The 25288-nt window shown below is 46.6% G+C and carries 18 protein-coding genes; 6 read left to right on the forward strand and 12 right to left on the reverse strand.

Annotated elements, in window-relative coordinates:
• Positions 1 to 71 precede the first annotated feature (71 nt).
• The 5 genes from CF168_RS13370 to fabB form a co-directional block, all read right to left on the reverse strand.
• The gene (locus CF168_RS13370; RefSeq protein WP_089068121.1) at positions 72 to 3437 is read right to left on the reverse strand and encodes a FimV/HubP family polar landmark protein; all 3366 of its coding nucleotides are present in this window, start codon (positions 3435 to 3437) and stop codon (positions 72 to 74) included.
• Positions 3438 to 3616: 179 nt separating this feature from the next.
• A complete protein-coding gene (locus CF168_RS13375) occupies positions 3617 to 4633 on the reverse strand; it encodes an aspartate-semialdehyde dehydrogenase (protein WP_023267706.1) in 1017 nt (338 codons plus the stop codon).
• A gap of 2 nt (positions 4634 to 4635) precedes the next feature.
• A complete protein-coding gene (locus tag CF168_RS13380; protein ID WP_089068122.1) occupies positions 4636 to 5766 on the reverse strand; it encodes a 4-phosphoerythronate dehydrogenase in 1131 nt (376 codons plus the stop codon).
• Complete coding sequence (locus tag CF168_RS22550; protein ID WP_089068123.1) at positions 5763 to 5999, reverse strand: hypothetical protein; 237 nt, start codon at positions 5997 to 5999, stop codon at positions 5763 to 5765. The genes CF168_RS13380 and CF168_RS22550 overlap by 4 nt, the downstream gene beginning before the upstream one ends.
• Positions 6000 to 6183: 184 nt before the next feature.
• Positions 6184 to 7395 (reverse strand): beta-ketoacyl-ACP synthase I, encoded by a 1212-nt coding sequence (gene fabB / locus CF168_RS13390; RefSeq protein WP_167373641.1) that lies wholly within the window; start codon positions 7393 to 7395, stop codon positions 6184 to 6186.
• 138 nt (positions 7396 to 7533) lie between these two features.
• On the opposite strand from fabB, the gene mnmC reads away from it, so the two are divergent.
• On the forward strand, positions 7534 to 9627 hold the full coding sequence (mnmC, locus tag CF168_RS13395; RefSeq protein WP_089068125.1) for an FAD-dependent 5-carboxymethylaminomethyl-2-thiouridine(34) oxidoreductase MnmC: 2094 nt from the start codon (positions 7534 to 7536) through the stop codon (positions 9625 to 9627).
• A 180-nt stretch (positions 9628 to 9807) separates the two neighbouring features.
• Here mnmC and CF168_RS13400 read toward each other — a convergent pair whose 3' ends face one another.
• The 6 genes from CF168_RS13400 to prmB form a co-directional block, all read right to left on the reverse strand.
• The gene (locus CF168_RS13400) at positions 9808 to 10416 is read right to left on the reverse strand and encodes an RNA methyltransferase (RefSeq protein ID WP_089068126.1); all 609 of its coding nucleotides are present in this window, start codon (positions 10414 to 10416) and stop codon (positions 9808 to 9810) included.
• Positions 10417 to 10419: 3 nt separating this feature from the next.
• Positions 10420 to 10701 carry a YfcL family protein gene (locus CF168_RS13405; RefSeq protein WP_011622202.1) on the reverse strand — a complete coding sequence of 94 codons (282 nt, stop codon included), beginning with the start codon at positions 10699 to 10701 and terminating at the stop codon, positions 10420 to 10422.
• Between the two features lie 84 nt (positions 10702 to 10785).
• Entirely contained in the window at positions 10786 to 11916 is a 1131-nt protein-coding gene (locus CF168_RS13410; RefSeq protein WP_089068127.1) for an ATP-NAD kinase family protein, read from the reverse strand.
• Between the two features lie 63 nt (positions 11917 to 11979).
• Positions 11980 to 13149 carry an MFS transporter gene (locus CF168_RS13415; RefSeq protein WP_037431454.1) on the reverse strand — a complete coding sequence of 390 codons (1170 nt, stop codon included), beginning with the start codon at positions 13147 to 13149 and terminating at the stop codon, positions 11980 to 11982.
• A 69-nt stretch (positions 13150 to 13218) separates the two neighbouring features.
• On the reverse strand, positions 13219 to 14313 hold the full coding sequence (gene aroC / locus CF168_RS13420; protein ID WP_037431452.1) for a chorismate synthase: 1095 nt from the start codon (positions 14311 to 14313) through the stop codon (positions 13219 to 13221).
• Between the two features lie 114 nt (positions 14314 to 14427).
• Positions 14428 to 15372, reverse strand: a complete 945-nt coding sequence (prmB, locus tag CF168_RS13425; RefSeq protein ID WP_037420141.1) for a 50S ribosomal protein L3 N(5)-glutamine methyltransferase — start codon at positions 15370 to 15372, stop codon at positions 14428 to 14430.
• A gap of 80 nt (positions 15373 to 15452) precedes the next feature.
• On the opposite strand from prmB, the gene smrB reads away from it, so the two are divergent.
• Positions 15453 to 15983 carry an endonuclease SmrB gene (gene smrB / locus CF168_RS13430; protein ID WP_037431201.1) on the forward strand — a complete coding sequence of 177 codons (531 nt, stop codon included), beginning with the start codon at positions 15453 to 15455 and terminating at the stop codon, positions 15981 to 15983.
• Between the two features lie 65 nt (positions 15984 to 16048).
• Here the strand turns inward: smrB and sixA are convergent, their stop codons facing one another.
• Positions 16049 to 16519, reverse strand: coding sequence for a phosphohistidine phosphatase SixA (gene sixA / locus CF168_RS13435; RefSeq protein ID WP_011625784.1), 471 nt, complete (start codon positions 16517 to 16519; stop codon positions 16049 to 16051).
• Positions 16520 to 16688: 169 nt separating this feature from the next.
• Here sixA and CF168_RS13440 point away from each other — a divergent pair, with 169 nt between their 5' ends.
• The 4 genes from CF168_RS13440 (at position 16689) to CF168_RS13450 (ending at position 24727) form a co-directional block, all read left to right on the forward strand.
• A complete protein-coding gene (locus CF168_RS13440; protein WP_089068128.1) occupies positions 16689 to 19478 on the forward strand; it encodes an insulinase family protein in 2790 nt (929 codons plus the stop codon).
• A gap of 34 nt (positions 19479 to 19512) precedes the next feature.
• A complete protein-coding gene (locus CF168_RS22655; RefSeq protein WP_276207209.1) occupies positions 19513 to 19641 on the forward strand; it encodes a hypothetical protein in 129 nt (42 codons plus the stop codon).
• A gap of 123 nt (positions 19642 to 19764) precedes the next feature.
• A complete protein-coding gene (locus CF168_RS13445; protein WP_089068129.1) occupies positions 19765 to 24033 on the forward strand; it encodes an EAL domain-containing protein in 4269 nt (1422 codons plus the stop codon).
• A 106-nt stretch (positions 24034 to 24139) separates the two neighbouring features.
• Entirely contained in the window at positions 24140 to 24727 is a 588-nt protein-coding gene (locus tag CF168_RS13450; RefSeq protein WP_011716521.1) for a hypothetical protein, read from the forward strand.
• The last annotated feature ends 561 nt before the right edge of the window (positions 24728 to 25288 follow it).

The raw sequence follows: 25288 nt of genomic DNA on the forward strand, positions 1-25288 counted from the left end.
TTTTATCACAGCAGTCCACAAAAAAAACGGCGCTCTGCGCGCCGTTAGTGTGAAATCAAGCCCCTTAAGGATTAGCCCATCTCTTTAAGTAAACGAGCGGCTTCTTCTTGCTGACGCTCGTTACCGTCGATTTGGACTTCCCGCAGCAATGCTTTGGCACTGTCGCTATCATCGATTTCGATATAGGCACGGGCTAAATCGAGCTTGGCATTGACTGAGTTTTCCTCATCGTCCACGTCGATCATAGCGGCATCGCCAATCAGGGCGCCCACATCGCTCATCTCCACATCCATTTCGGGATAGAGATCTGTCTCTGTGTTGTCCTGCTCGGCATCGTTAAGCAGTTTTTCGATATCGATATAGCCATGCTCATTTTGGAAGTTAGTTAAATCATGCTCTGGAACAAACTTCTTCGACTTGCGAGATTCCTGCGCATCGAGCGCCGCTAGAGCCTCATCTACGGTGAGCGTATGCTCATCATCGAGGGCAAAGCTGTCCTCAGGGGTTAATATCTCTTCCTCTTCGAGCTCGGTATTGGTGCTAAAGGCGGCAAGTACGCTGTCATCGCTTAAATCGACATCATCTGTATCGTCTTTTAAATCGAACTCGTGGCCTAAATCCAGCTCATCGTCGAGATTAAACTCAGTGCTCGAAGCTGTATTTTTGGCATCAACCTCTGGCTGATTATCTGGCGCAAACTCTAGCGGTTTACGCGACGTGCCCTGCACTGCTACCGGATCTAAAGGCAAATCGGTGTCAGGTTTGACCGGCGTTTTCGCTTCAGGCGTAGGCGCAAAATTCAGTTCGGTATCCCAATCGAGAACATGGGGATCTTTAGTCTTGTTGGCCTTTAAGTCATTGAAGAAAGATGACTCTTTTTCCTTCGCACTCGCGGCGGCCGCCACGGCAGATGCGGCAACAGCAGCACCAAGAACAGGTGCTATATCGTCACTATCTTCATCAAAACCCGTAAACTTAGGCTCTGCGGCATCGTCATCGGCACTGTTATCCGTACTGCCTTCAGCAATCTCTTCACTCAGTTCGAAGGTATCGTCCGTGCCATCAATGGCATGGGCGGCACCAATGCCCTTGAGTAAATCTTCTTCCTCGTCTTTTTCTTCTGGCTCGACATGGGTGGTTTCTAAGTCGAAGTTAAAGTCGTCGGCATCCGCCTCGGCTTGTTCAGGCACATCGAACTCGGCTAAGAGTGAATCGAGGTCGTCCTCTGCCGTTGACAAGTTTTCAGGTAATGCGGCTTCGAGTTCGGCGGCGATTTCATCGCGCTCAAGGGTGGCTTCAACTTGAGCCGTTTCGTCGATAACAGCCTCTTCGACGAGCGCTTCTTGCGTGTTAAAGCCTGCCAATAACTGGTCGAGATCTTCATCGCTCGTTGGTAAGTTTGGAGCGAGTTCATCATCCAACTCGGCGGCAATGGCCGCTGCGACTTCAGGATCGGGCTGCGCTGGAGCATCTAGGCCCGCGAGTAGCGCATCGATATCGTCGGATTCGCTTACGCCAATGTCAGTTAAGTCGGCATCAAGCTCGGCGGCAATTTCATCGCTTAAATCGGGTTCGGGCGCGGCGGGTTTATCAAAATCTGCCAGTAAAGCATCAATATCATCGGTTTGCGCGACGCCCAACTCGGCTAAGTCATCGTCCAATTCGGCGGCGATTTCATCACCGAGATCATCAGCCGTTTCAGCTGGCGCCTTGTCATAATCGGTCAATAAGGCATCGAGATCCTCATCCGCCGCTTCGACAGGTTTGTTAGCCTCTGGCTGGTTAAAGCCTGCGAGTAACGCATCGATATCGTCGTCGGCTGGCACTGCGTCGTTTTCAAGCTCAGTGTCCAGCTCTGTGGCTAAGTCAGCGCCTAGCCCAGAATCTAGCTCGGCGGCAATCGCGGCGGCTAAATCTTCATCCTCTGGATCTGGCGCAGTTTCAGCAGGTAAATCGAAACCGGCTAATTCGTCGAGTTCGTCAAGCCCTTCAGCTGTAGCTTGAGCCTCCTGCGGGGTCTCTTCTTCATCAGAGCCTAATCCGGCCAGCAATGCATCGAGGTCTTCTTCCTCAATAATATTGCCAGATGCGGCTTTTTCTTCGGCAAAGGCTTCGGCTTCCTCTTGGTCACCCATGGCCTCTGCCCAGAGATCGTCCAGAGACTGGCCTTCATCCTCTTCAAATTGAGGTTCAGGCTCAGTGCTGACACCTGGGTCAATAAACATTTCTGATGCCATGTCCATTTGTTCATGGCTATCGGTCATTTCCTGCTCGGGCTGCAGGTCAACACTGCCAACATCGAGTAAGCTGTCGATCGAATCAGCATGGTCAGTATCTAGATGCACCGCCATGTCGCTGAGATCGTCATCATCCATCGCCAGCACAGACGCACTCGCCACGCCAGCCGCACCCGCGGCCATCATCGCCGTCTGCTGCGCTTCTAGCTCGCGGCGCTCTTTATTGCGTTTACGGCGTAATAGCCAGAAAACGAGCACCAGTAGCAATAATGCGGGGATCACCGCCGCCGCAACGAGGAGCAGCGGATTACTCATCAGGTTACGCCACAGATCATCGGGCTCTGCGGGCATGGCAGGCTCGTCTGTCGTCGCGGTCTCTGGCGTTTGTGCAGCCTCAACCTCGGCTTTAAGTGCAAGGTTTTGCTTCTTACTGGCCTGTAGGGTTTCTTCTAATACCGCAATCTGTTGATTTAATTCTTCAACCTTAGCTTTGAGTGTCTCAACATCGGTATTCCTCACCGCGAGTTGATCTTGCGCTCTGGCTAACTCATCGGTCAGGGATAAATTCTTGCTCTCCGCCGCTTCGAGGCGTGCATTGACATCCGAACTCACCATCTTAGGCGCGGTTGGCGTAGCAGCCACTTCGGTATTGGTCACTTTCGCCGCTTCGGGCTTCACCTCGGCCTTAGGTGGCGTCTCCACCTTAGGTTTAGGCTGTGCAACTGTCTGAGTCGGTGCAGCGGGCTTAGTCGCAGGTTTGGTTTCTGCCTTAGGCGTGGCTTTAACACCAGAACGAGCCTGCTTGTCGCTGCGCTCGGCGCGGGCAATGGCCAGACTATTGGGGATGGCGAGCATCACTTCTTTCGAAGGGATCAGCAAAATCATGCCACGTTCGAGGCTGTTATAACTGTCGGAGTTAAACGCATGGGGGTTAGCATCAAATACTGCGGCCATCACCTGATAAACGCTGACACTGGCATCGGGACGGACTTTTTGCGCAATGCTCCAAAAAGTGTCCTTAGAGGTCGTTGGTCCATATTGATGATTGACCTGACGGATCTGTCCGTCTGGCCCCATGATTTTTAAAGGTTTTATTTTGGGAGTATCAGCAGCTATCGCAGGATCAATAAAAGAGGTCGTGGAAGAAACAGCTAAAACGGTGGCCATTAGGCCCACAAGATACGAAGTGCGAAATTTCATCAATCCTTCCCTTTGAAGCGCTATTTAAGTTATCTCGCTGATAACAGGCTTTAGGCAATTGTATTTATTGAGATTACTATAAACTAGAAATCCCAGCCCTGCTACTGTTCACAATTGTAAAACAAAAAAAGCCTGCTGGCAGCAGGCTTTTTCACTGGGCATCAATCGCCACTTAAGAGTTAGTAATAATCTCTCACTAAAATCTCGGCAATTTGCACACTGTTTAAGGCTGCGCCTTTACGAATATTGTCCGACACCACCCAAAGGTTGATACCGTGAGAATGGGAAATATCCTTACGCACACGACCCACATAAACCGGATCGGTACCCGCTGCATGGGTTACAGCCGTTGGATATTCGTCATCGGATTCGAACAATACCACTCCTTCGGCATCGCGCAGTAAAGCTTTAATATCTTCTGCATCGGCGACTTGACGCGTCTCGATATGTACGGCTTCTGAGTGACCATAGAAGACTGGCACACGCACGGCCGTTGCGTTGACGAGGATTTCGTCATCACCAAAAATCTTCTGGGTTTCCCAGACCATTTTCATTTCTTCTTTGGTGTAGCCGTTATCCATAAATTTATCGATTTGCGGCAATACGTTAAACGCGATTTGCTTTGGATAAACTTCAGCATCAGCAGGCAGACCTTGCAGCAACTTAGTGCATTGTTTTGCCAGCTCTTCAATCGCCTTTTTACCTGTACCAGAGACTGACTGATAGGTCGCGACGTTAATACGGCTGATACCGTAAGTGTCGTAAATCGGTTTTAGTGCCACCAGCATTTGGATGGTCGAGCAGTTCGGGTTAGCAATGATGTTACGGTTGCGGAAATCGGCAATCGCATGGGGGTTAACCTCAGGCACAACCAATGGAATATCAATGTCGTAGCGGAAGTGAGAGGTGTTATCGATCACCACACAACCCGCTTCAGCGGCGATAGGCGCCCACTTGGCCGAGACATCGCCACCGGCAGAGAAGAAGCCTAACTGTGCTTGACTCCAATCGAAGGTTTCGACGTCCAAAATGGTAACTTGTTTGCCATGGAAGCTGACCGTTTCACCGGCGCTACGGCTACTGGCTAAAGGATATAAGTTCGCAACCGGGAAGTTACGCTCTTCGAGGATCTCAATCATAGTTTGACCCACTGCGCCCGATGCACCTAAAACGACAACATTAAATTCCTGCGACATAATTACCGACCGACTCCTGAAAAACCTAAATTGGACAACCAATCTACCTCAGATTGGCCGTGATAAGCCAGCGCCAATGCACTAAATTCGCGTCTATGTTTGTGATTTTTTCTCATAGTGTCGAAGCCATTCGACCTTGCAAAGCCATTTCGGAATACGGCATCGTCATCACGCAGGTCGTAGACGAATCTTGCGAGCTGTAATAAGGCTTTTTCATCGGGAATTTGTTCGAGCTCGACCGCCTTAAAATGAAATGGTGGCAAGAGCTCGGATAAGCGCTTCGTGGCCGGAATGGCTAACAACTCACACAACTTTTGGTACAGCATAAAAGTGCCACGGGCCTTACCTTCTAAGCTGTAACCGGCGATGTGCGGAGTCGCAAACTCAGCAAAAGGCACCAGCTCCGGCATGGGATGCGGCTCCCCTTCCCATACATCGAGCACCAATTTAAGATCATCCCTTTGCTGCTTAATCTTAATTAAGGCTTGATTATCAATCACGTCACCACGGCAGCAGTTCACCAGCCAGGTATTGGGTTTAAGACTCATCAGGCGCGCTTCATCGAATAAATGCAGCGTCTTATGCTCGCCAGTGCGAGTGATGGGCACATGTAGACTGATGATATCCGCTTCAAGTAATAGAGTCTCAAGGCTCACAAAATGACGGGGATCGCCCTCGGTCGCTTTGATGGGGTCATTGAGTAATACCTTAATGCCGTAGGCTTCGAGGCATTTGGCCGTCGCGCTACCAGTATTGCCCGCGCCGACAATCCCCACGACTTTGCCCTTGAGCGGCGAGTTAAACCGCGCCGCCAGTTCCAACATCGCAATAAAGGCAAACTCTCCGACTGCGGTCGCATTACAGCCGGGCGCATTCGAAAAGGGAATACCACGCCCAGCAAGATAAGCCAGATCCACATGGTCCGTCCCTATGGTGGCGCTGCCGACAAACTTCAGTTTTGGATTGGCATCTAACAATGCAGCATTGACTCGAGTGACCGAACGCACCAGTAGCACATCGGCATCTTGCACCTGCTCAGGCGTTAGCGTGCGGCCATTGACTGGGATTATCTCGCCTAACGCCCCAAATAAGGGTTCGACATAGGGCATATTTTCATCGACAACAATCTTCATGGGGACCTTTCTGATAAAAATGGGCTAGAGAGTGAGTAGCCAAGGATTCTAGCAAGACTCTGATCATAAACCCAATCCCTGAGTCGCATTATACCAATCGTATTAAATATCTGTTCATTCAGCGGGAGTTCAACACGCTTTAGACAAGGCGAAGGCTTGAAGGCATAGTGGTGCTCTGTCGAAAGCCTTAAACGCAGTATAAAGCGCGTTGAAACCCGCCCTTCGGGAGCCACACAGGCATCCCATTCCTTCGTTACATTGACTTAAAAGGGAATAACCATTTCTGCATCAATTCGCCTTGGATTGAGATGCCGGAGAGGCTCTGAACTGAATTAGATATTTAATGTGATTGGTATTTCTGAATTCCAACCAATAAAAAAGGAAGCCTAAGCTTCCTTTTTTAACGAAAATAATGGCTTACTTATATTTACGCATCACTAATGTTGCGTTAGTGCCACCAAAACCAAAGCTGTTGCTCATCACAGTGTTTAGCTCTGCATCGCGGTATTCACGCACGATTGGCATGTCTTTCGCGGCTTCATCTAAGTTATCGATGTTGATGCTAGGAGCAATAAAGCTGTTTTCCATCATGATCAAGCTGTAGATGGCTTCGTGTACACCCGCCGCGCCTAAGGCATGGCCAGTCATAGACTTAGTCGATGCAACTGGTGGGCACTTGTCTTTAAAGACTTCACGCAAAGCTTCTAACTCACGTACGTCACCGACTGGGGTAGAAGTACCGTGGGTGTTGATGTAATCGATTGGCGTGTCCACATCGGCCAGAGCCATTTGCATACAACGCACCGCACCTTCACCAGACGGAGCAACCATGTCGTAACCGTCTGATGATGCGCCATAACCAATTACTTCCGCGTAAATCTTCGCGCCACGAGCCAGAGCGTGCTCTAACTCTTCAACGATTAAGATACCGCCGCCACCAGAGATCACGAAACCATCACGGTCCGCATCATAGGTACGAGAGGCTTTTTCTGGAGTCTCGTTGTATTTAGTCGACAGTGCGCCCATCGCATCGAAGCCCATAGTCAGGGTCCAATCCACTTCTTCCGAACCGCCCGCAAACACCATATCTTGCTTACCCATTTGGATAAGTTCAACGGCGTGACCGATACAGTGAGCACTGGTCGCACAGGCAGAACTGATTGAGTAGTTCATGCCTTTGATTTTGAAGGGGGTTGCCAAACACGCGCTGGCCGTGCTCGACATAATGCGTGGCACGATATAAGGACCCACGCGTTTTACGCCTTTTTCGCGCAGAATATCCGCAGCTTGAACTTGGTTAGAAGACGAAGCGCCGCCTGTGCCCACAATCAAACCTACACGAGGATTTGAATACTGCTCTTCAGTTAACTGAGCATCCTTAATGGCTTCTTGCATTGCAATGTAAGCATATGCCGCAGCATCGCCCATAAAACGCAGCGCTTTACGGTCAATCAGCTCAGAAGGATCTAATTTGATATTGCCCCATACATGACTGCGTAGTTGCATTTCTTCAAACTGAGCGGAATGTGTAATACCACTACGGCCCGCTTTAAGTGACTCAGTCACTTCTTGCTTGTTATTACCGATACTTGAAACAACACCCATTCCGGTGATCACGACTCTTTTCATTTTATTGCTATCCATTGTGTACATGTCAGTACCTACTTTTTGCTGAGCCAATAGTATCTGTTTTGCTTCAATTAAGTGGTCAGCTTTCCATAAAGGCGGGTAAAATAATGCCCAATATGAGACTGAGAGTATATTTCTTTGACTGCTAAGCCCCAAAAATCTTGCCAATTTAAGCGTGATTACCCGCAATTGATCAACCTTTATCCCCCATGCGCGTTGACTGCTGCACAGTCTCTGGACAATTTAACTCGCCTTCGACTCTCTCGCTTAACGACGCCATCAGTTCAACTCGGTCAGGGACTGTACGTCATGGGGCAATGGGGATTGGGCGATGGACTCGAGCTGCTCTCTCTACTACAACACTGGCAAACGCAGACTCAAAGCAACACACGGCTGTTAGTCAAAGTGTTTGAGCCCAATCCCATTAACGATTACGAACTTAAATTACTTTGGGATCAATCGCAAAGCTTAATTTCAACGCCTCATTTACTACCGATTGCCAATGCCTTACTTAAGGCAAAACCTGCGCGCATTATAGGGTGCCAGAGATTAATCTTTGATGACGGCCGTATCACGGTCGATTTGCATTTTGGCGACCTGCAAACCTCACTCACCAATTTGCCCCACAGCGCTGCTCATCCCATTCGGCAATGGCTGGTTTTACCGCATTTGGCATCGCATTTAAATGGCAAGCAAGTCTGGCAAATGGCCCGTTTGAGTACCGATGATGCCCAGCTGATTGGGATCAATTTGGCTGAAACCGTGCAACAGTTTGCCCAAAGCAGTGGCTTTAGCACACTTAACGTCAGCCAAGATGCCTTGAATAGTGATGCAAGTGATGCGCTGCCAAGCCAGATTATCACCGATGAGATTTTGCTCCATGAGCGCAAACTGCTGCGCCAGCAAGCCGATACCGCTCAGGCATTTACCCCAAAACCTGCAGCGCTCGCCACCAAAGATCATCCAGTTGCCATCGTCGGTGGCGGACTGGCATCAGCGAACCTAATGCTCTCCCTCGCCGAACGAGGCCAAAGTAGCATATTGTTTTGTAAGGATAATGAGTTAGGCCAAGGCGCATCCGGCAATCGCCAAGGGGCAATTTACCCCCTGCTCACGCCTGAAAATGATGAGCTGAGTCGTTTTTTCCAACAGGCATTTTTGTTCAGCCGTCGCCGTATTGAGGCGCTGAGCCATGCGTCGATGATTGAGACAGATGCCACCCCGAATATTACCGCGATTTCCCATGACTTTTGTGGGGTACTGCAAACGGGTCATGATGAGCGCAGCCAACAACGGTTGGATAAAATTATCCAAAGTCAGGACTGGCCGGCGGAAATCGCCTACGCTGTTGATGCAAATGAAGCCAACGAAATTGCTCAAATAGGGATTGATAAGGCTGGATTTTTTTATCCCCTCGGGGGCTGGGTATGCCCATTTGAATACGCCAAAGCCGCGGTAGATAAGGCCTCGCAGCTTGCCAATGTGCAGTGCCATTTCAATACCGAGATCATCGAAATCGAGTGTGATGCAAAGGCTTGGTATCTCCACCGACAAGGCCAACGTTTTGGGCCATTCCGCCAACTCGTGCTCGCCAATGGCGCGCAGCTCACCCAATTTTCGGCCAGTGAGCGATTACAGATAAGTCCGTTTCGCGGCCAAGTGAGCCACGTCCCCGCCCAATTTAAGCTGAGCCAATTGGCGACAGTGTTATGCGCGAACGGTTACCTCACGCCAAGTCATCAAGGCTTGCATTGCCTCGGCGCCAGTTATGTCAAAGCGGCGGAGCACTTCGATTTTTGCCCGCAGGAGCAACGGGAAAACCTCGGAAAAATGCAAGAAAGCTACCCCAACCAAGCCTGGGTTGACGATATCGACATCAGCGGCAATAGCGCCCGTGTCGGCGTGCGGATGGTGACGCGGGATCATTTCCCCATGATGGGCTGTGCGCCCGATGTGGCTGAAATATTGGCGCGCTATGAACAGCATCAACTCAATCAGCAGCAGGCCGAACAAAGCAAGCATTATTGGCAAACGACCTCGGCTCCGATCCTCGATGGCCTATATATCCTGGGTGGCTTAGGGTCGCGGGGATTAAGCTCTGGCCCCTTAGCGGCCGAATGTTTGGCGGCACAATTAACCGGTGAGCCACTGCCACTGGATTGGCCCACCTTAAATAAACTCAACCCCAATCGGATGTGGTTACGCAAATTACTAAAGGGTAAAGCGCTTTAGTAAAGAGCGCTTTAGCAAAGAGCGGCTTGAGTGAAAACTAGTTAATTAAAACAAAGGCTTATCATTGATATGCTAATCAGACTTGCATCTAATCGCACCAATGATTGGCAGCCCAAAACAAAAAGGATTAATCAGTGCTTAATCCTTTTTTGTATTTCGACTGAGCATTGAGCGTTAACCCTAGAGCGAAGAACCCTGCTTAGTGGTTTTTACTCTGGTGCGATTATTGTTGTCGCGGCTTTGACGGATCAAGGCATCGCCATCGAACTCGGTTTGAGCTGATAGCTGCTCGCGATGGGCTTTCGCCAATCTATCGTAAAGCAGTACGTTCACCGAGGCCGCCAGATTCATACAGCCGACCGTAGGCACATACACCACGGCATCGGCTCTATCGATAATCTCTTGGCCAATGGTGCCATCCTCTGGGCCAAACACATAAAAGGCTTTCTCGGGATGCACAAACTCAGGTAAGGGTGTCGCCCCTAGGACTAAATCCACGCACACCAGCTTAGTGTCAGAGGGGAGCGCATCGAGTAAGGAGGCCACCCCAGTTAACGGAATGCGTTCGGCGGCGCTCTGCGTATCGGCATTATATTGCTGCGGCCCACGGGCGGCATACTCATAGCGTTTGCCGGTGTAGAACACGGCATCGACACCATAACAACCCGAAGCGCGCATAATGCCGCCTACGTTCGTCGGAGTTTTCGGATTGACTAGACCGATATAAACCGCTTGCTGCCCCTCAGGTTCAGCCATGGCATCAACCGAAGTCGTCGTGGATATACTCATTAATTAGGCCGCTAAATGACTAACAATCTTGCCATGTAATTGTGTCCAAGCCGCTTCCACTAATGCAAAATCGGCATCATTTAATTCTTGGCGCGCCAGTGCTAAACAGTCGGTCATTTTTTCAAGTAAGGCTTCTAACGTGCTCTCGCCTTCGTCTTCGAGTTGCGATAACACCACCGCCACATGGCCTTGCAGATAACCGCAGGCAAATAAGGCGTCGTCATCACCATGGCTTACGACAGACTCAATCCACTGTTCTAGTGCTTCTTCATACTGCTCTAACATCGGGTCAAACTCTCCAATAACGTATTTCGCCCAAATGGCCGCTGGCCCCTCGGTGCTTGCAATCTCCGAGGAGAATAAATCTGATTAGTCGGGGTTGGCCACCTGATACATCACATAATCATGGTAACCCGTCGTCACTTTGTAATAGCCACAAAGCTCACGATCTAATTGAGGGTCGCCACTATCCACAATTAAGGGGCGTCCTTCAAGTGCTTTTAGCTTAGTTTTTGTGGCGAGGATAATAATATTGTCCTTACCGAGGCGGCGGATCAGCTCTGGCGACAACTGCTGGTTGCCACGACCGAGAATATGCCCCTGCCCGCCAATCAAGGTAATAACCAGTTTTGCCGGCTTATCTTGAGTAAAGTCGAGCAACTGCTTGGCGGTTAAATCACTCGCCACCAAGGCTTTATCTTGAATAAGATCAACCCCCAACAGGGTGTTATCGAGCCCAAGCTCTTCCATTACAAAGGCGACCGTGCTGCCCGAGCCCATAATGTACAGCTCGTCTTCCATTTGCTGGATAACATCGGCGGCAATATCGGCAAGCACGAGCTCATCGACCTCTTTTCCGCCCATCTTTACTGCTTGTACATAACGGGGTTCAGCGGGCACTAATAGCTCACCAAAGCGTTTGGCGCGCACCGTGCCTTGGCGAAAAGCTACTTCATCGATATCCATCACATCGGCACTCATCAGGCTGACTAACTCACCCTCAAGCAACATTTTGACCACCATACCCGCAGCATGGGGCGTGATGCCGTAAACACCTGAATGGATTTTTACTCCAGCAGGAACACCAAGCACGGGTAATTTATCGTCGATAACGGCTTGTTCAAACACGCTATACACATCACGCGCCGTGCCATCGCCCCCCGCAAACAGTAATAAATCCAACGGTTCGTTCAGCAAGGTACGCACTACGGCTTGCGTGTCGACGGCTTGGGTTTTATCCGGAGTTTGATACACCACACGGGTGTTAAAACCTAAGGCGTTGGCGGCATCCTCCCCCATCACACCTGAGGCGGTAATGATTTCGATATCTTTGGCAAAAGGGGCAATCACTTCTAAGGCTTGCATCATACGCTTTATCGCCTTGGGCTCGGCGCCTAAGGCAAGGGCTTCTTCTGCCACGCCATCGCTGCCCTTAAGACCCACACTGCCACCTAAACCCGCCAGTGGATTGATGACTAAGCCTAAACGAAACCGGTTCACCTTAACCTCTCTTGTTAATTATTCTAGTTTTTACAATGAGTTACTTTCAAAATCAATATAAACTTATGCAGCAACCGCTTGCGCCCTATCCTTAGGGATCAAAAATACCGCTAACATGGCCGCAAAGGCACAGGCCGCCGCAAATACCCAAGACCATACAGCGCCGCTACCATCACCCCAGATATAACCGCAAATCCAAGTGCCGAGTGCGCCGCCAACCCCAAAGCTTAAGCTGGCATACAGGGCTTGCCCTTGGCTGCGATGACTGGCATCAAAATTTCGATGCACAAATTGAATCGAGGCCGCATGGGTCAAGCCGAAGGTGAACGCATGCAGCACTTGGCTTAAGCCCAGCAATAACATGCTCTCTACGCCAAAGGCGACCAACAACCAGCGCACGGCGGTCATGGCAATACTGACGACAAGCAAGGTATTGACGCCATAACGTCCAAGCAAGCGAGGCGCAAACATAAACATCACGATTTCGGCCATTGCACCGAGGGCGACAAAAATCCCCGCGGCCGCTTCGGTATAACCCGCCTGCTTAAGATAGAGCACAAAGAAACCGTAAAAAGGCCCTGCGCTCATCTGTAATAACATCGCCGACACCATGAACCACAGAATGGGTTTAGTCCATTTAAGTGGCTGGCGCTCTTGTCCTTGTGGGCGCATAGCCCGATTGGCTGGCAATGGCAAGGCACACACCAGCATCCCTGTAAACAAAACTAAACCAATATAGGGCAACACCTCGGTGCCCCATTGACCAATGGCAAAACCGGCGCCGACCACTAAGCAGATATAGCCAATGCTGCCAAAGCTGCGGATTTGTCCATAGCGGCTGGCATTTTCACCTAAGGTTTCGAGGGTGATCACCTCAAGCTGCGCCAAAATCGCGTTCCAGAAGAAGGTATACAGCGCAAGGCTGAGCGCCATATACACAAAACCACCGTGGTAGAAAAAGCTTAAATACGCCAGCATCGCCGCGCCCGCGCCCATCTTAACCAATTCAGAGCGCATGCCTGTGCGATCGGCCACCTTCGCCCACACATTGGGAGCCACGATACGGGTCGCCATTAAAATCGCGAGCAAAAAACCGATTTCTTGAGGGTTAAATCCCCGGTTTTCGAAGAAGACCCCAAGGTAAGGGATCATAGTGCCGAGAATTGAAAAGAAGAAAAAATAACAGGCACATAGCCAGCGTAACTGCTGGCTTGTGCTAGAGATTGTAGGCATTAACGCATTCCATTTATTACACAGCCGCTATGCATCTTTATTCCATGCAGACTGTCTCATTCATCGCGCCTATCTCATGCCGAGAATCGGTGTATGACTGCGAACATCCTGATTTTGAGCTCTGTGTCTTAACAGATGATCCATCAACACAATCGCCAGCATAGCTTCGGCGATCGGTACCGCGCGGATCCCGACACAGGGGTCGTGACGACCTTTAGTCACCACTTCTGCCATTTCACCTTGGGCCGTCATGCTTTGACCCGGCACACTGATACTCGAGGTTGGTTTTAATGCGATATGAGCAATAATCGGTTGACCCGATGAGATGCCGCCGAGGATGCCGCCCGCATGATTAGATTCAAAACCCTGCGGCGACATTAAATCGCGCCCTTCTGAGCCCTTTTGCGTCACAACCCCAAAACCATCACCAATTTCCACGCCTTTTACCGCGTTTATGCCCATTAAGGCATGGGCGATGTCGGCATCGAGCCTATCGAACACAGGCTCACCCAATCCAACAGGCACGCCCGTCGCCACCACCGAAATTTTTGCACCAATGGAATCACCGGATTTTTTCAGCTCGCGCATATACTCATCCAGCGCCTCGAGCTTAGTCGCATCGGGGAAGAAAAAGGCGTTCTGCTCGATTTGACTAAAATCGAGGGTCTCGGCACTAATCGGTCCAAGTTGCGACATATAGCCTTGGATATTAATCCCATGCACTTGCTTTAAATACTTTTTCGCCACAGCGCCTGCAGCAACCCGCATAGCGGTTTCGCGTGCCGATGAACGGCCGCCACCACGGTAATCACGCAGGCCATACTTTTGCTGATAGGTGTAATCGGCATGTCCTGGACGGAATAAATCTTTGATATTGGAATAATCTTGGCTGCGCTGATCGGTGTTTTCGATCAAAAGCCCAATGGAGGTGCCCGTGGTTTTGCCCTCAAACACACCGGATAAGATCCGTACTTCATCAGGCTCACGACGCGCGGTGGTATAACGGGATGTGCCAGGACGACGGCGGTCTAAATCATGCTGCATATCGGCTTCGGTGAGTTCGAGCCCTGGTGGGCAACCATCAATAATACAACCGAGCGCCACACCGTGACTTTCACCAAAGGTAGTCACCACAAAATTTTGACCAATACTGTTTCCAGACATCCGCTTTTTACACCTTAAATGATTTGCTTATCGCTCCGCGCCCAGCAATGGCTGGACAATTCTTTTTCCCGCTGCAAGCCTAACTGGCAGCGGGAAAAGACTCAACCTAATTTATTATTGCGCGTCGCGATAAATAGCAAAAAGCGATTGATGTTCGACCAGTTGGTCGCGCGTCAACACAAACACACCATCACCGCCGTGTTCAAAGTTAACCCAGGTAAACGGCACTTCAGGGAATTGCTCCATCAGATGCACCATAGAGTTACCCACCTCAACCACTAAAATCCCTGTTGGTGTCAGGTATTGAGCCGCATTCGCTAAAATGCGTTTGGTTAAGTCAAGGCCATCACGACCGGAAGCTAACCCAATGGCTGGCTCATGGTGATATTCATCTGGCATATCGCCGATGTCTTCTTCATCAACATAAGGCGGATTAGAAACAATCAAATCGTATTGTGGACCTTCAGGAATGGCTGAAAACAGATCCGATTGCATCGGGAAAACTCTGTCCATCACGCCTAAGGTTTCAACGTTGATTTGCGCCACATCGAGGGCATCTTCGCTGATATCGAGCGCATCGACCTCTGCTTCATCAAATTCGTAGGCACAGGCAATCGCAATACAGCCACTGCCAGTGCATAAATCTAAAATACGATTAACGGGTTTGCCATATAACCAAGGACCAAAGCGATTGGCAATCATCTCGGCGATAGGTGAACGAGGTACCAATACGCGCTCATCCACATAGAATTCAAGCCCTGCAAAGCGCGCTTTATTGGTTAAATAAGGCACAGGCAAACGCTCACGTACGCGGCGAATGATCAGCTCAACGATTTTGTGTTTTTCACTGCTGGTTAAGTTACTTAAAATCACTTGTTGACCGATTTCTTCGGGCAAGTGCAGCGCATGAAACACTAATGCGATGGCCTCATCCCACGCGTTATCCGTCCCGTGGCCATAGTACACATTGGCATCATTAAAGCGGCTCACCGCCCAACGCAACATGTCACCTATGGTGCGTAACTCTGTCACAGCTTCATCTACAAAGATCTTATCCAAAACGCTCTCCCGCTTGTGTGTTCGTAAACATTGTAACTGAACTCTGTTCAGAAACCATAGGATTCAATAGAATACCCGCCATGAATAAAGACGATGATAAAGAAGGCATGGCGATGTTTTCGGCGCTGATCGAGGGGATAAAACCTATCGACCAAGATAAGCGGCATTTTCGCACGCCCCTAAAAACCAAACAGGAAATAGAACTGAAAGAGCAGCAACTGCATGCTGACAGTTATTTCTCAGATACTTATCAACCTCTGCTGCCCGTTCAGGGGCCAATGCGTTGGCTCGACGAGGGTGTCGACAGTCTCGAGCTTAAACGCTTAAGACGAGGTGATTACCAACCGGATTTATTGCTGGACTTACACGGTTACCGCCAATCCGAGGCTAAACTCGAACTCGCGGCGCTGATCCAAGCCTGCGTAAAACAGCAAAGCCAATGTTGTTGTGTGATGCACGGTTACGGCACTGGCATACTAAAACAGCAGGTGCCTATGTGGTTGGTGCAACATCCTATGGTAAAAGCCTTTCATCAGGCCCCCAAAGAATGGGGTGGCGATGCGGCGCTGCTGGTGCTTATCGATATTGGCGACCAGCCGCATCGACGTTAATGGACGAATTAATCCTCTAAAAACAAAGGGCCCACTGATGTGAGCCCTTTGTTTTATCGAAGAAATTAACTAATGCTGTGGGGCGCATGCTGCCAAACAATGCAGGCCTGCTCGGCATGTTTATCTATCAGAGTAATTCCTGAGGTGGCAAATAAGGGCGGCTCAACACCTGCGACTAACTCACTAACCAAATAGCCTAAGAGCGGCATATGGGAAATCACCAGCACTTTATCGGCCTTATACAACTCGGCATAGGCAACAATTAAGGCGGCCACATTGGCGGGATCGCCTGAAGGCACTAAATCATCCACGACCAGCCATTTGCGTGGTTCGGGGAAATGCTGACTCAATTCTTGCCACGTTTGCTGCGCACGTAAATAAGGGCTGACCAAAACAAGATCAAAATCGCTGACACTTCGGGCTAACCAGTTACTCATTAAGACAGTATGGTGTCTTCCTAAATCGGTAAGCGTTCTGTCCCTATCCGACTGAGCATTAAATCCAGCGTCACCATGTCGCATCAAAAATAGCTGCATACTTCTCTCGCTACCCACACTTGTTTTTGTTTTATCCCAATTGTAGCCCTAAAATGGATTTCAACAAACCTTGTAAGGGTTAATCTTTAGTCGATAAACACAAGAGATATTTGCCAAAAACCATTAAGACTATCAATATATAACAAGCCATCGTTACCGGAGTGTCTCTTTGCAAGCCTCTCAGTCTATTTACAAAAGTCCAAACGATCATCGTCAGTACCGTTATCTCGTGTTAGATAATGCCCTGCGGGTATTATTGGTCGAAGATTTGGACGCCAGCCAAGCCGCCGCTTCCATGGCGGTGGCCGTAGGACATTTTGATGATCCTGTGGATAGACCCGGTATGGCGCATTTTTTAGAGCATATGCTCTTTTTAGGCACGGAAAAATTCCCCGACTCCGGCGAGTATCATGCCTTTATCAATCAGCATGGCGGCAGTAACAATGCTTGGACCGGCACAGAGCACACCAATTTCTTTTTTACGATCAACGCCGACGTATTTGCCGACTCCCTAGACAGATTTAGCCAATTCTTTATCGCCCCCAAATTTGACCTCGACCTAGTCGATAGGGAGCGCCAAGCGATTCAATCTGAATTTAGTTTAAAGCTGAAGGACGATATCCGCCGCACCTATCAAGTGCTTAAAGAAACCGTCAATCAACAGCATCCGTTTTCAAAGTTTTCCGTGGGCAATTTAGTCACGCTAGGCGGAGAACAGGCGCAGGTCAGAAGCGAGCTATTAGCATTTTATCAAAGCCATTACAGCGCCAATTTAATGACGCTCTGTTTAGTCGCACCTATGCCGTTAGATGAGCTTCAGGCGCTTGCAGTGCAATATTTCAGTACAATCAGAAACTTAAACTTAGTCAAACAGTATCCCGATGTACCGCTGTTTTCTGAAAACGAACTGCTTAAGCAAATCAATATTGTCCCCTTAAAGGAACAAAAGCGTTTAAGTATCAGTTTTAACTTTCCTGGCATCGATCACTACTACAAACGCAAGCCGCTCACCTATATTAGCCATATCCTCGGCAATGAGAGTAAAGGCAGCCTGCTGTCGTATCTTAAAGAACAAGGTTTAGTGAATAACCTCTCCGCAGGCGGCGGAGTCAATGGCTATAACTTCAAGGACTACAGTATAGGCCTACAACTGACCGACAAAGGCGTGGCCAATATTGATGATATTGTGTGCAGCTGCTTTGAATACATCGAGCTGATAAAAAACCAAGGCCTTGAGGATTGGCGCTATTTAGAACGTGCGAATCTGCTCAAAATGGCGTTTCGCTATCAGGAGCAAGTGAAATCCCTCGATTTAGCCAGCCACTTAAGCATCAATATGCATCACTACGAAGTGGAAGACTTAGTCTTTGGCGACTATCGCATGGATGGCTTAGATATTGATGAAACCCTTGAGCTATTGCGCTTAATGACGCCGCAAAATATGCGCTTGCAACTCATAGCACAGTCCGTTAAGACCGACCGCAAAGCCAATTGGTATCATACGCCATACCAAGTCTTACCGATAAAACCCGAATCCCTTGCCCGTTGGCAAGTCACACACATTCGCCCTGAGCTGCAATTGCCCGCTGCCAATCCCTTTATCGTAGCCGATTCCATTGCCCGCCCCGATAAAAGTGAAGTCGCCGTACCCGTGATTGTCGCGGAATCAACGGGATACCGAATTTGGCATAAAAAAGACGATGAGTTTAATGTCCCGAAAGGCCATATGTATCTATCCCTCGATTCGGAGCAAGCGAGTAAAACCCCAAAACATGCTGCCCTCACCCGCTTATACGTTGAGATGCTGCTCGATTACTTGACTGAGCCCACTTACCAAGCGGAAGTCGCAGGGCTTAGCTATAACATTTACCCCCATCAGGGTGGGATCACCCTGCATTTGTCTGGTTTTACGGGGAATCAAGAAACGCTGTTAGCCCTGCTGATCCAAAAGGCGAGAGAACGTAATTTCACCGAAGAACGGTTTGCGTTAATTAAATCTCAGCTGCTACGTAGCTGGCAAAACCTCGCGCAAGCCAAGCCGATTTCGCAGCTATTCACTAGCCTGACCGCCACGCTGCAAAAACGCAGCTACGAGCCAGCGCGTATGGCGCAGATGCTTGAAAATATCACCTTAAATGATCTGCATAACCATGTACGCGCCTTTTACGAGAAGATTTACCTCGAAGGGCTGATTTATGGCGACTGGCTTGTGTCAGAGGCGCAAGCCTTAGGAAAACGACTGGAACATATCTTGTCCTTAGTCTCTAGCCCAAGCGCGGAGTCGACCCGTGAATTAATCAACTTAACCGGACAAGGCACCCTGCTTCGGGAATTGGCAATAGACCATCAAGACAGTGCGATTATTGTTTATTATCAATCTGCTTCAGCGACGCCAGAAAAAATGGCGCTGTTTAGCTTACTCAATCACACTATGTCTTCGACCTTCTTCCATGAACTACGCACCGAAAAACAATTGGGCTATATGGTAGGCACAGGTTATTTGCCACTCAATCGCCATCCGGGACTCATTTTCTATATTCAATCCCCGACAACGGGACCACTACATTTGTTAGAGGCAATCGATGAGTTTATCGCGGACTTTAATTATGCCGTGATGCAAATTACCAATGAAGAATGGGAAAGCACTAAACAGGGACTCATCAATCAAGTGATGGAACATGATGCTAACCTCAAAACCCGAGGCCAGCGTTATTGGGTGAGCGTGGGCAACCGTGATTACCAGTTTAATCAGCGTGAATTAGTGGTCGAGGAAATCAACAAACTCACTCGCCCAGACCTTATTAAGTTTATGATGCGAAAAATGCGCACTAAGCATAGCGACAGACTGGTGCTTTTTAGCACAGGCTCTGCCCATGCGGCGCAGTCAGAGCTTGAATCAGGCAATATGATTACCGATCTTAAACTCTTTAAACAAAACACTGAAAAGTTCAATTTTTGACAAGTTAGCACTTACGTAATGGTATTCATGTCATATGGGTAACCAACAAACAAAATCGCTAAATGCACGTAAATCTATAGTTGTATCTATTGTCAGTAAGCAAAAAACTGATGAAAAAGTTGGTAGAACAATGCCAATGCGTCAAGACAAAGTACAAAATTAGTCCATCTATATGCTATTAAAAGGATTTTTTACATTCTGGCTTTTGACAAAAGCTTCTATTTCTGGAAAAGTGATGTAACACAATTGTTTCATGGCATCCTCGGACAATACTAAGAACTACACTATGCCAAAAGCACTCTTACAAATAATCCTACTTAGTTGCTTATTTTTAAGCACTTTGATTTCATCTTTCTCTGCTTCAGCATTTTCGAGTGAAACCTCTCCCATAGTGATTTTACAGTCACAGTCATTTGGTGTCGCACAAGGTCTTTCACAAGGTACTGTAACTTCAATAGTTCAAGATAACGATGGCTATCTCTGGATAGGTACGCTTAACGGGCTTAACCGGTTTGATGGAAGAAATTTCAAACATTTTTATGCAGATGGAACAGATTCGGGCTTGCCTAGCTCATTTATTAGAAGTTTACAATTAGATAAGAATGGTGATCTTTACGTAGGTACTGATAATGGTTTAGCGATATATGATAAAAGTAAAGACTCATTCATAAAATACGGCCATCCACTTGAGAACAAACCTATTTGGAGCATAAATATATCAATAAATAGCCTAATCATTGGCACCGATAACTCAATAATAGAAATAACTGGGAAAAATAACTTTAATACATTAGCACAAGAAGGAATAGGAGAAATAAAGAAGTCCATAAAAATAGGTTATACTTACTTATTTAAAGACTATTCAGGAAAACTGTATGAGTTAAAGAACGGAAACTTAACTCTCATTAAAGAAAATGTTATAGATATTGAACAAAAAGATGCCAACACTCTCATACTATCTTCAAAGAATGGTCTTTTTGAATATGATGGAAACCTTGTAAAAAAAATAGATGACCGTGCATTTTCACAATTAGCCAAAAACAATGAGCTTATATATGGGATTTCCGAAAACAGTATCATTAACATTCTTACAAGAAAAATCATAGGATCATTATCCGAATACGCTCAAGATAAAGCAACTTACTTTTATGTGAACAAAAGTTACTTTTCGGTTGGTAGTGTTGACCAAGGATTTTCAATCATAAAAAGTCAAAGTAACTTAGTAAAACATACCACGCTCGCTAACGACAGCACTTGGCATATAACTAAAAACAAAAGTGGTTTCCTTGTATCATCAGATTCAGAATATATCTCTCTTTTCAATAATAATTTTCAAAAAGCAGTTGATTTCAATACCCATACAAAGGGATATAAATATGCGGTAATGAACGAAGGGAAACTTTTTTACGGAACTAGCTCTGGATTATTCGTTTTAGAAAACGAATCAGCTACTATGCTGAGTCAAGAAACTATCTCATCATTATCTAGTAATGATGATGGTTCAATCTTATCTGCTGGAACTCCAGATGGAAAAATATTGATAATTAAAGATTCTAATGTAATAAATACCTTTGACACACAAAGAGGGGAGCCGATTTTCGATATTGAAATAATATCTGAAAACCTGTTTTATGTGGCAAGTCAAGGTGGTTTAAGAAAATATGAGAATGGCAACGAAACTGTTGTCAGCGAACAATTAACTTACAGTATAGAAAAAGATAACAACAACATATTATTTGGAACTTCGTCAGCCATAATGCGTTACAACACATTAACTGGCACAATAGAAAAAGTATTATCAAACAATAAAGAAATATATTCAATTGTTAGTGACATAGACTTCATTACGGTATCATCACTAGGTGAAGTCATTGTTTACAACAAAAAAAACCACTCTTCATATACATTAAATACATCAAATGGAAGTCAATATGAGTATAACTCTCCTAGTGCTATAAGAGTTAACGAATTTGTTCTATTGGCAGGAATAAATGGGATAAGTATTGTTTCTCCTGAAGAAGTTAATGAATACATAAAAAACCAAAAAGTCAGCAAAACTGAGATAACAAACTTTTCAGTTTTCAATATTTCACAAGAAAAAAATGGCAAATACTTAAGCCAACCAATTGATGTTACAAACGAAATAAAACTAAAATACTCTGAATATCCATTTTCTTTCGATTTCATATCTCCAATGTCAGATGAATTTGCTACAAGCTATTACTATAGAATGCAAGGACTTTCTGACACTTGGATTTATTCAAATGGGACTAATTCTGCAACTTACACGAACTTATCACCAGGAAAATACGTTTTTCAAGTTTATGCTATGAATAAACTTTCAGGAGATAAATCCCCTGAAAAAGAAGTAAATATTATAATAACTCCACCCTGGTGGTCTTCAACTCAAGCCAAAGTAATTTATTTCATTATTTTAATGCTTTTCACCCTCTTTGTTTTCAAAGCAATCCTACGTAAACGAGAAATTCAACGCCAAATTGCATTAAGCGAAGAACGCCTAAAACTTTCTTTATGGGGGAGTGGCGATGAAATGTGGGACTGGGATATTGAGACTGGCAATATTTTCCGTTCGAATATTTGGGGAGCATTGGAATTTCCGAGGGATGGTCACCGTTCTGGCAACAGTGATGAAGAGAGTAATATTCATCCCATGGATCAAGAACGTGTAAGGGAAGCACTCAACAAACACTTCTACGGTGAAACTGATCATTTTGAAGCGGCCTATAGAGTTAAGGGCAAAGATGATAGCTGGATCTGGATCTTAGACCGAGCAAAAATTGTAGAAAGAGATGATAAAGATAATGCGCTGCGGATGACGGGCACAATAAAAAATATTAGCCAGTTCAAGCAAAAGGAAGAACAATTAAAACTGTTCGAAAAAGCCATTGAAAATATTTCCGAAGGTATGTTTATTCTCGACAGCGAATATCGATTTGTAGAGGTGAACGAAGCGTGCTGTAGAATATCTCAGCGTAATCGAACCGATTTTATTGGTAATCTGCTTACCTTCGATTTGTATCCGGAATCCTTTTCTAATCAAATTCGTACCATGTTAAAACAACAAGGCCGTTGGGCCAGCGAAGTCGAAGCCAGCCGTGGTGACAATAGTCATTTCCATATGGAGCTGACTATTGACGCCATTTACGATGAATTAGGTGAATTATCGCATTACGTAGGGGTATTTTCTGATATATCGAGACGTAAACAGCAAGAAGAAGAACTTCGTAAACTCACCAACAATGACCTATTAACGGGGCTGCCCAATCGCTCAAACTTGCAAGTCACATTAGGAAACTTGGTTAATAAAGAAATTACCCATGCCTTAATGGTACTCGACCTCGACAATTTTAAACGTATCAATGACTCCTTAGGCCATCAAATTGGCGATCAGTTACTCAAACTCGTCTCCATCAGAATTAAGTCAATTCTCCCTAAAAACACCAGTATCTATCGTCTAGGTGGCGATGAGTTTGCGATTGTACTCGATAAAACATCTGACATCAGTGCTTCTGCCGCGATTGCAGGACGAGTAATTGAAGCCTTTAAAACCATGTTTGAAATCGGTAATGAGCAGCTCGTTTTGGGCGTAAGTATTGGTATTGTTTTCTATCCTGAAGATGAACAGAGTGAGCAGGCACTTCTGAGAAAAGCCGATATTGCCATGTATCATGCTAAATCTGCTGGCGGTAATTGTTACCAATTCTACTCAGAATCCCTTAACCAACATGCGATTAAACAATTAGAAATTGAAAACCTCATTCGTGAAGGATTAAAAGAAGATTTATTTGAGGTGTATTATCAACCCAAAGTCGATCTTAAAAGTGGTCACGTCGCGGGGATGGAAGCCTTAGTCCGTTTAAATCATCCCACCCGTGGACTGATCCCACCGAATGATTTTATTCCCCTTGCGGAAGAAAATGGCCTTATTATTGAAATCGGTGAAATTGTACTTAGAAAAGCCTGTTTTGCGGCGCAGAAATGGCGTGAACAAGGGCTCTTCAAAGGAAGAGTCGCCGTCAATTTATCGTCACGTCAGTTTGCCCTACCCGATTTACAGCAACGCATAGAATCTATTTTACGCTTAACGCAATTACCGGCCTCTCACCTAGAACTCGAAATCACCGAAGGGACGGTTATTAAGCAGCCAGAAATGGCTATAACCGTTATGCAGCAATTAGCTAAGATGGGAGTGAGCCTCGCGTTGGATGACTTCGGTACGGGTTATTCTTCACTTTCTTACTTAAAACGGTTCCCAATTCATACGCTCAAAATCGATAAAGCCTTTGTCGATGATATTGATAAATCTGACCGAGATTTGAAGATGGTCGATTCAATCATTACCATCGCTCACAATATGGGTCTGTCGGTTGTCGGCGAAGGTGTAGAACAAGCCGCGCAGCTAAATATCCTTCGGGCCCTTAACTGCGAAGAAATACAAGGTTATATCTTTAGCAAAGCGATTAATGAAATTGAATTTACTCAATTGCTTCAAGATGATCGGAGTAAATTCATGCCCCACCACAAGATTATTTGATCATAAAATTATCTCTCAATCGGTAGTTTGAAACATTGGCACAACATCTGCATTAAGATGTTCAGAGTCAAAAAATAAAACATTATCAACTACCCTGAGAGATAAAATGATGAAAGGAATTCTAACTGCAGCAGCATTACTGTCTACAATCGGCTTTGTAACAACAGCCGCGGCCATTGAAACAACTGTAGAGAAAAGCCTTTCTCAAACTGTTGTATCATCCGAAGCGACTAAAGACGTTAATCCAGAAGTAGCTGGTCATCCATATGTAAAATTCAAATCACTAGAAGTCGCTGGCCATCCATATGTGAAATTCAAGCCACTTGAAGTCGCTGGCCATCCATATGTGAAATTCAAGCCACTTGAAGTTGCTGGCCATCCATATGTGAAGTTCAAGCCATTAGAAGTCGCTGGCCATCCATATGTGAAATTCAAGCCATTAGAAGTCGCTGGCCATCCATATGTGAAATTCAAGCCATTAGAAGTCGCTGGCCATCCATATGTGAAATTCAAGCCATTAGAAGTCGCTGGCCATCCATATGTGAAGTTCAAACCATTAGAAGTCGCTGGCCATCCATATGTTAAGTTCAAACCACTTGAAGTCGCTGGCCATCCATATGTGAAATTCAAGCCATTAGAAGTCGCTGGCCATCCATATGTGAAATTTGCTAATTCCAATACAGAAATCGCGTAATTAATCTTTAAATTGAGGTAATAAAATATGATTAACTCACTCAAAAAAGCACTTGGTTTCGCAAAGCCTGTTCGTAAAAAAGTGAAATTACCAGAAGGCTTAAACCACCTTGAAGTGATCCCTGCAAAGGGTTGGTGGAATTAATTTCCCCTTCAAGCGGAAATATACCGTTCACAGAGCCTAGAGCCATTTGCTAGCGCGTAGCCTAGGGCAATAAAAAAGGAGCTTTATGCTCCTTTTTTATTGCCCACATTTACGACAAATCATATCAACATTAAGCGGTTAGACTAGCGTCAGAAGTTCGGCGCATTCTGCTTAGCGCAATACGTTTATGGGAGGAAAACAGTGGAAACGCTAAGGGTCCCAGTATAAATCCCATTACAGCCCAATAGCTTACCGAAAGTCCTACTCTAAAAGCCGCAACGCCAAAACACCAGGAGCAACTCACCGACAAGGCGACAACCACATAAAACATGAATCCCACAGCAACCTCTTTATCGGCTAAGCCATTATGTGCAAATCAAAAAATAGCCGTTCTCAATATAAATAGACTCTGAGCGA

Origin of the sequence: Shewanella bicestrii, assembly GCF_002216875.1 — a bacterium.
Lineage (GTDB): Bacteria > Pseudomonadota > Gammaproteobacteria > Enterobacterales > Shewanellaceae > Shewanella > Shewanella seohaensis.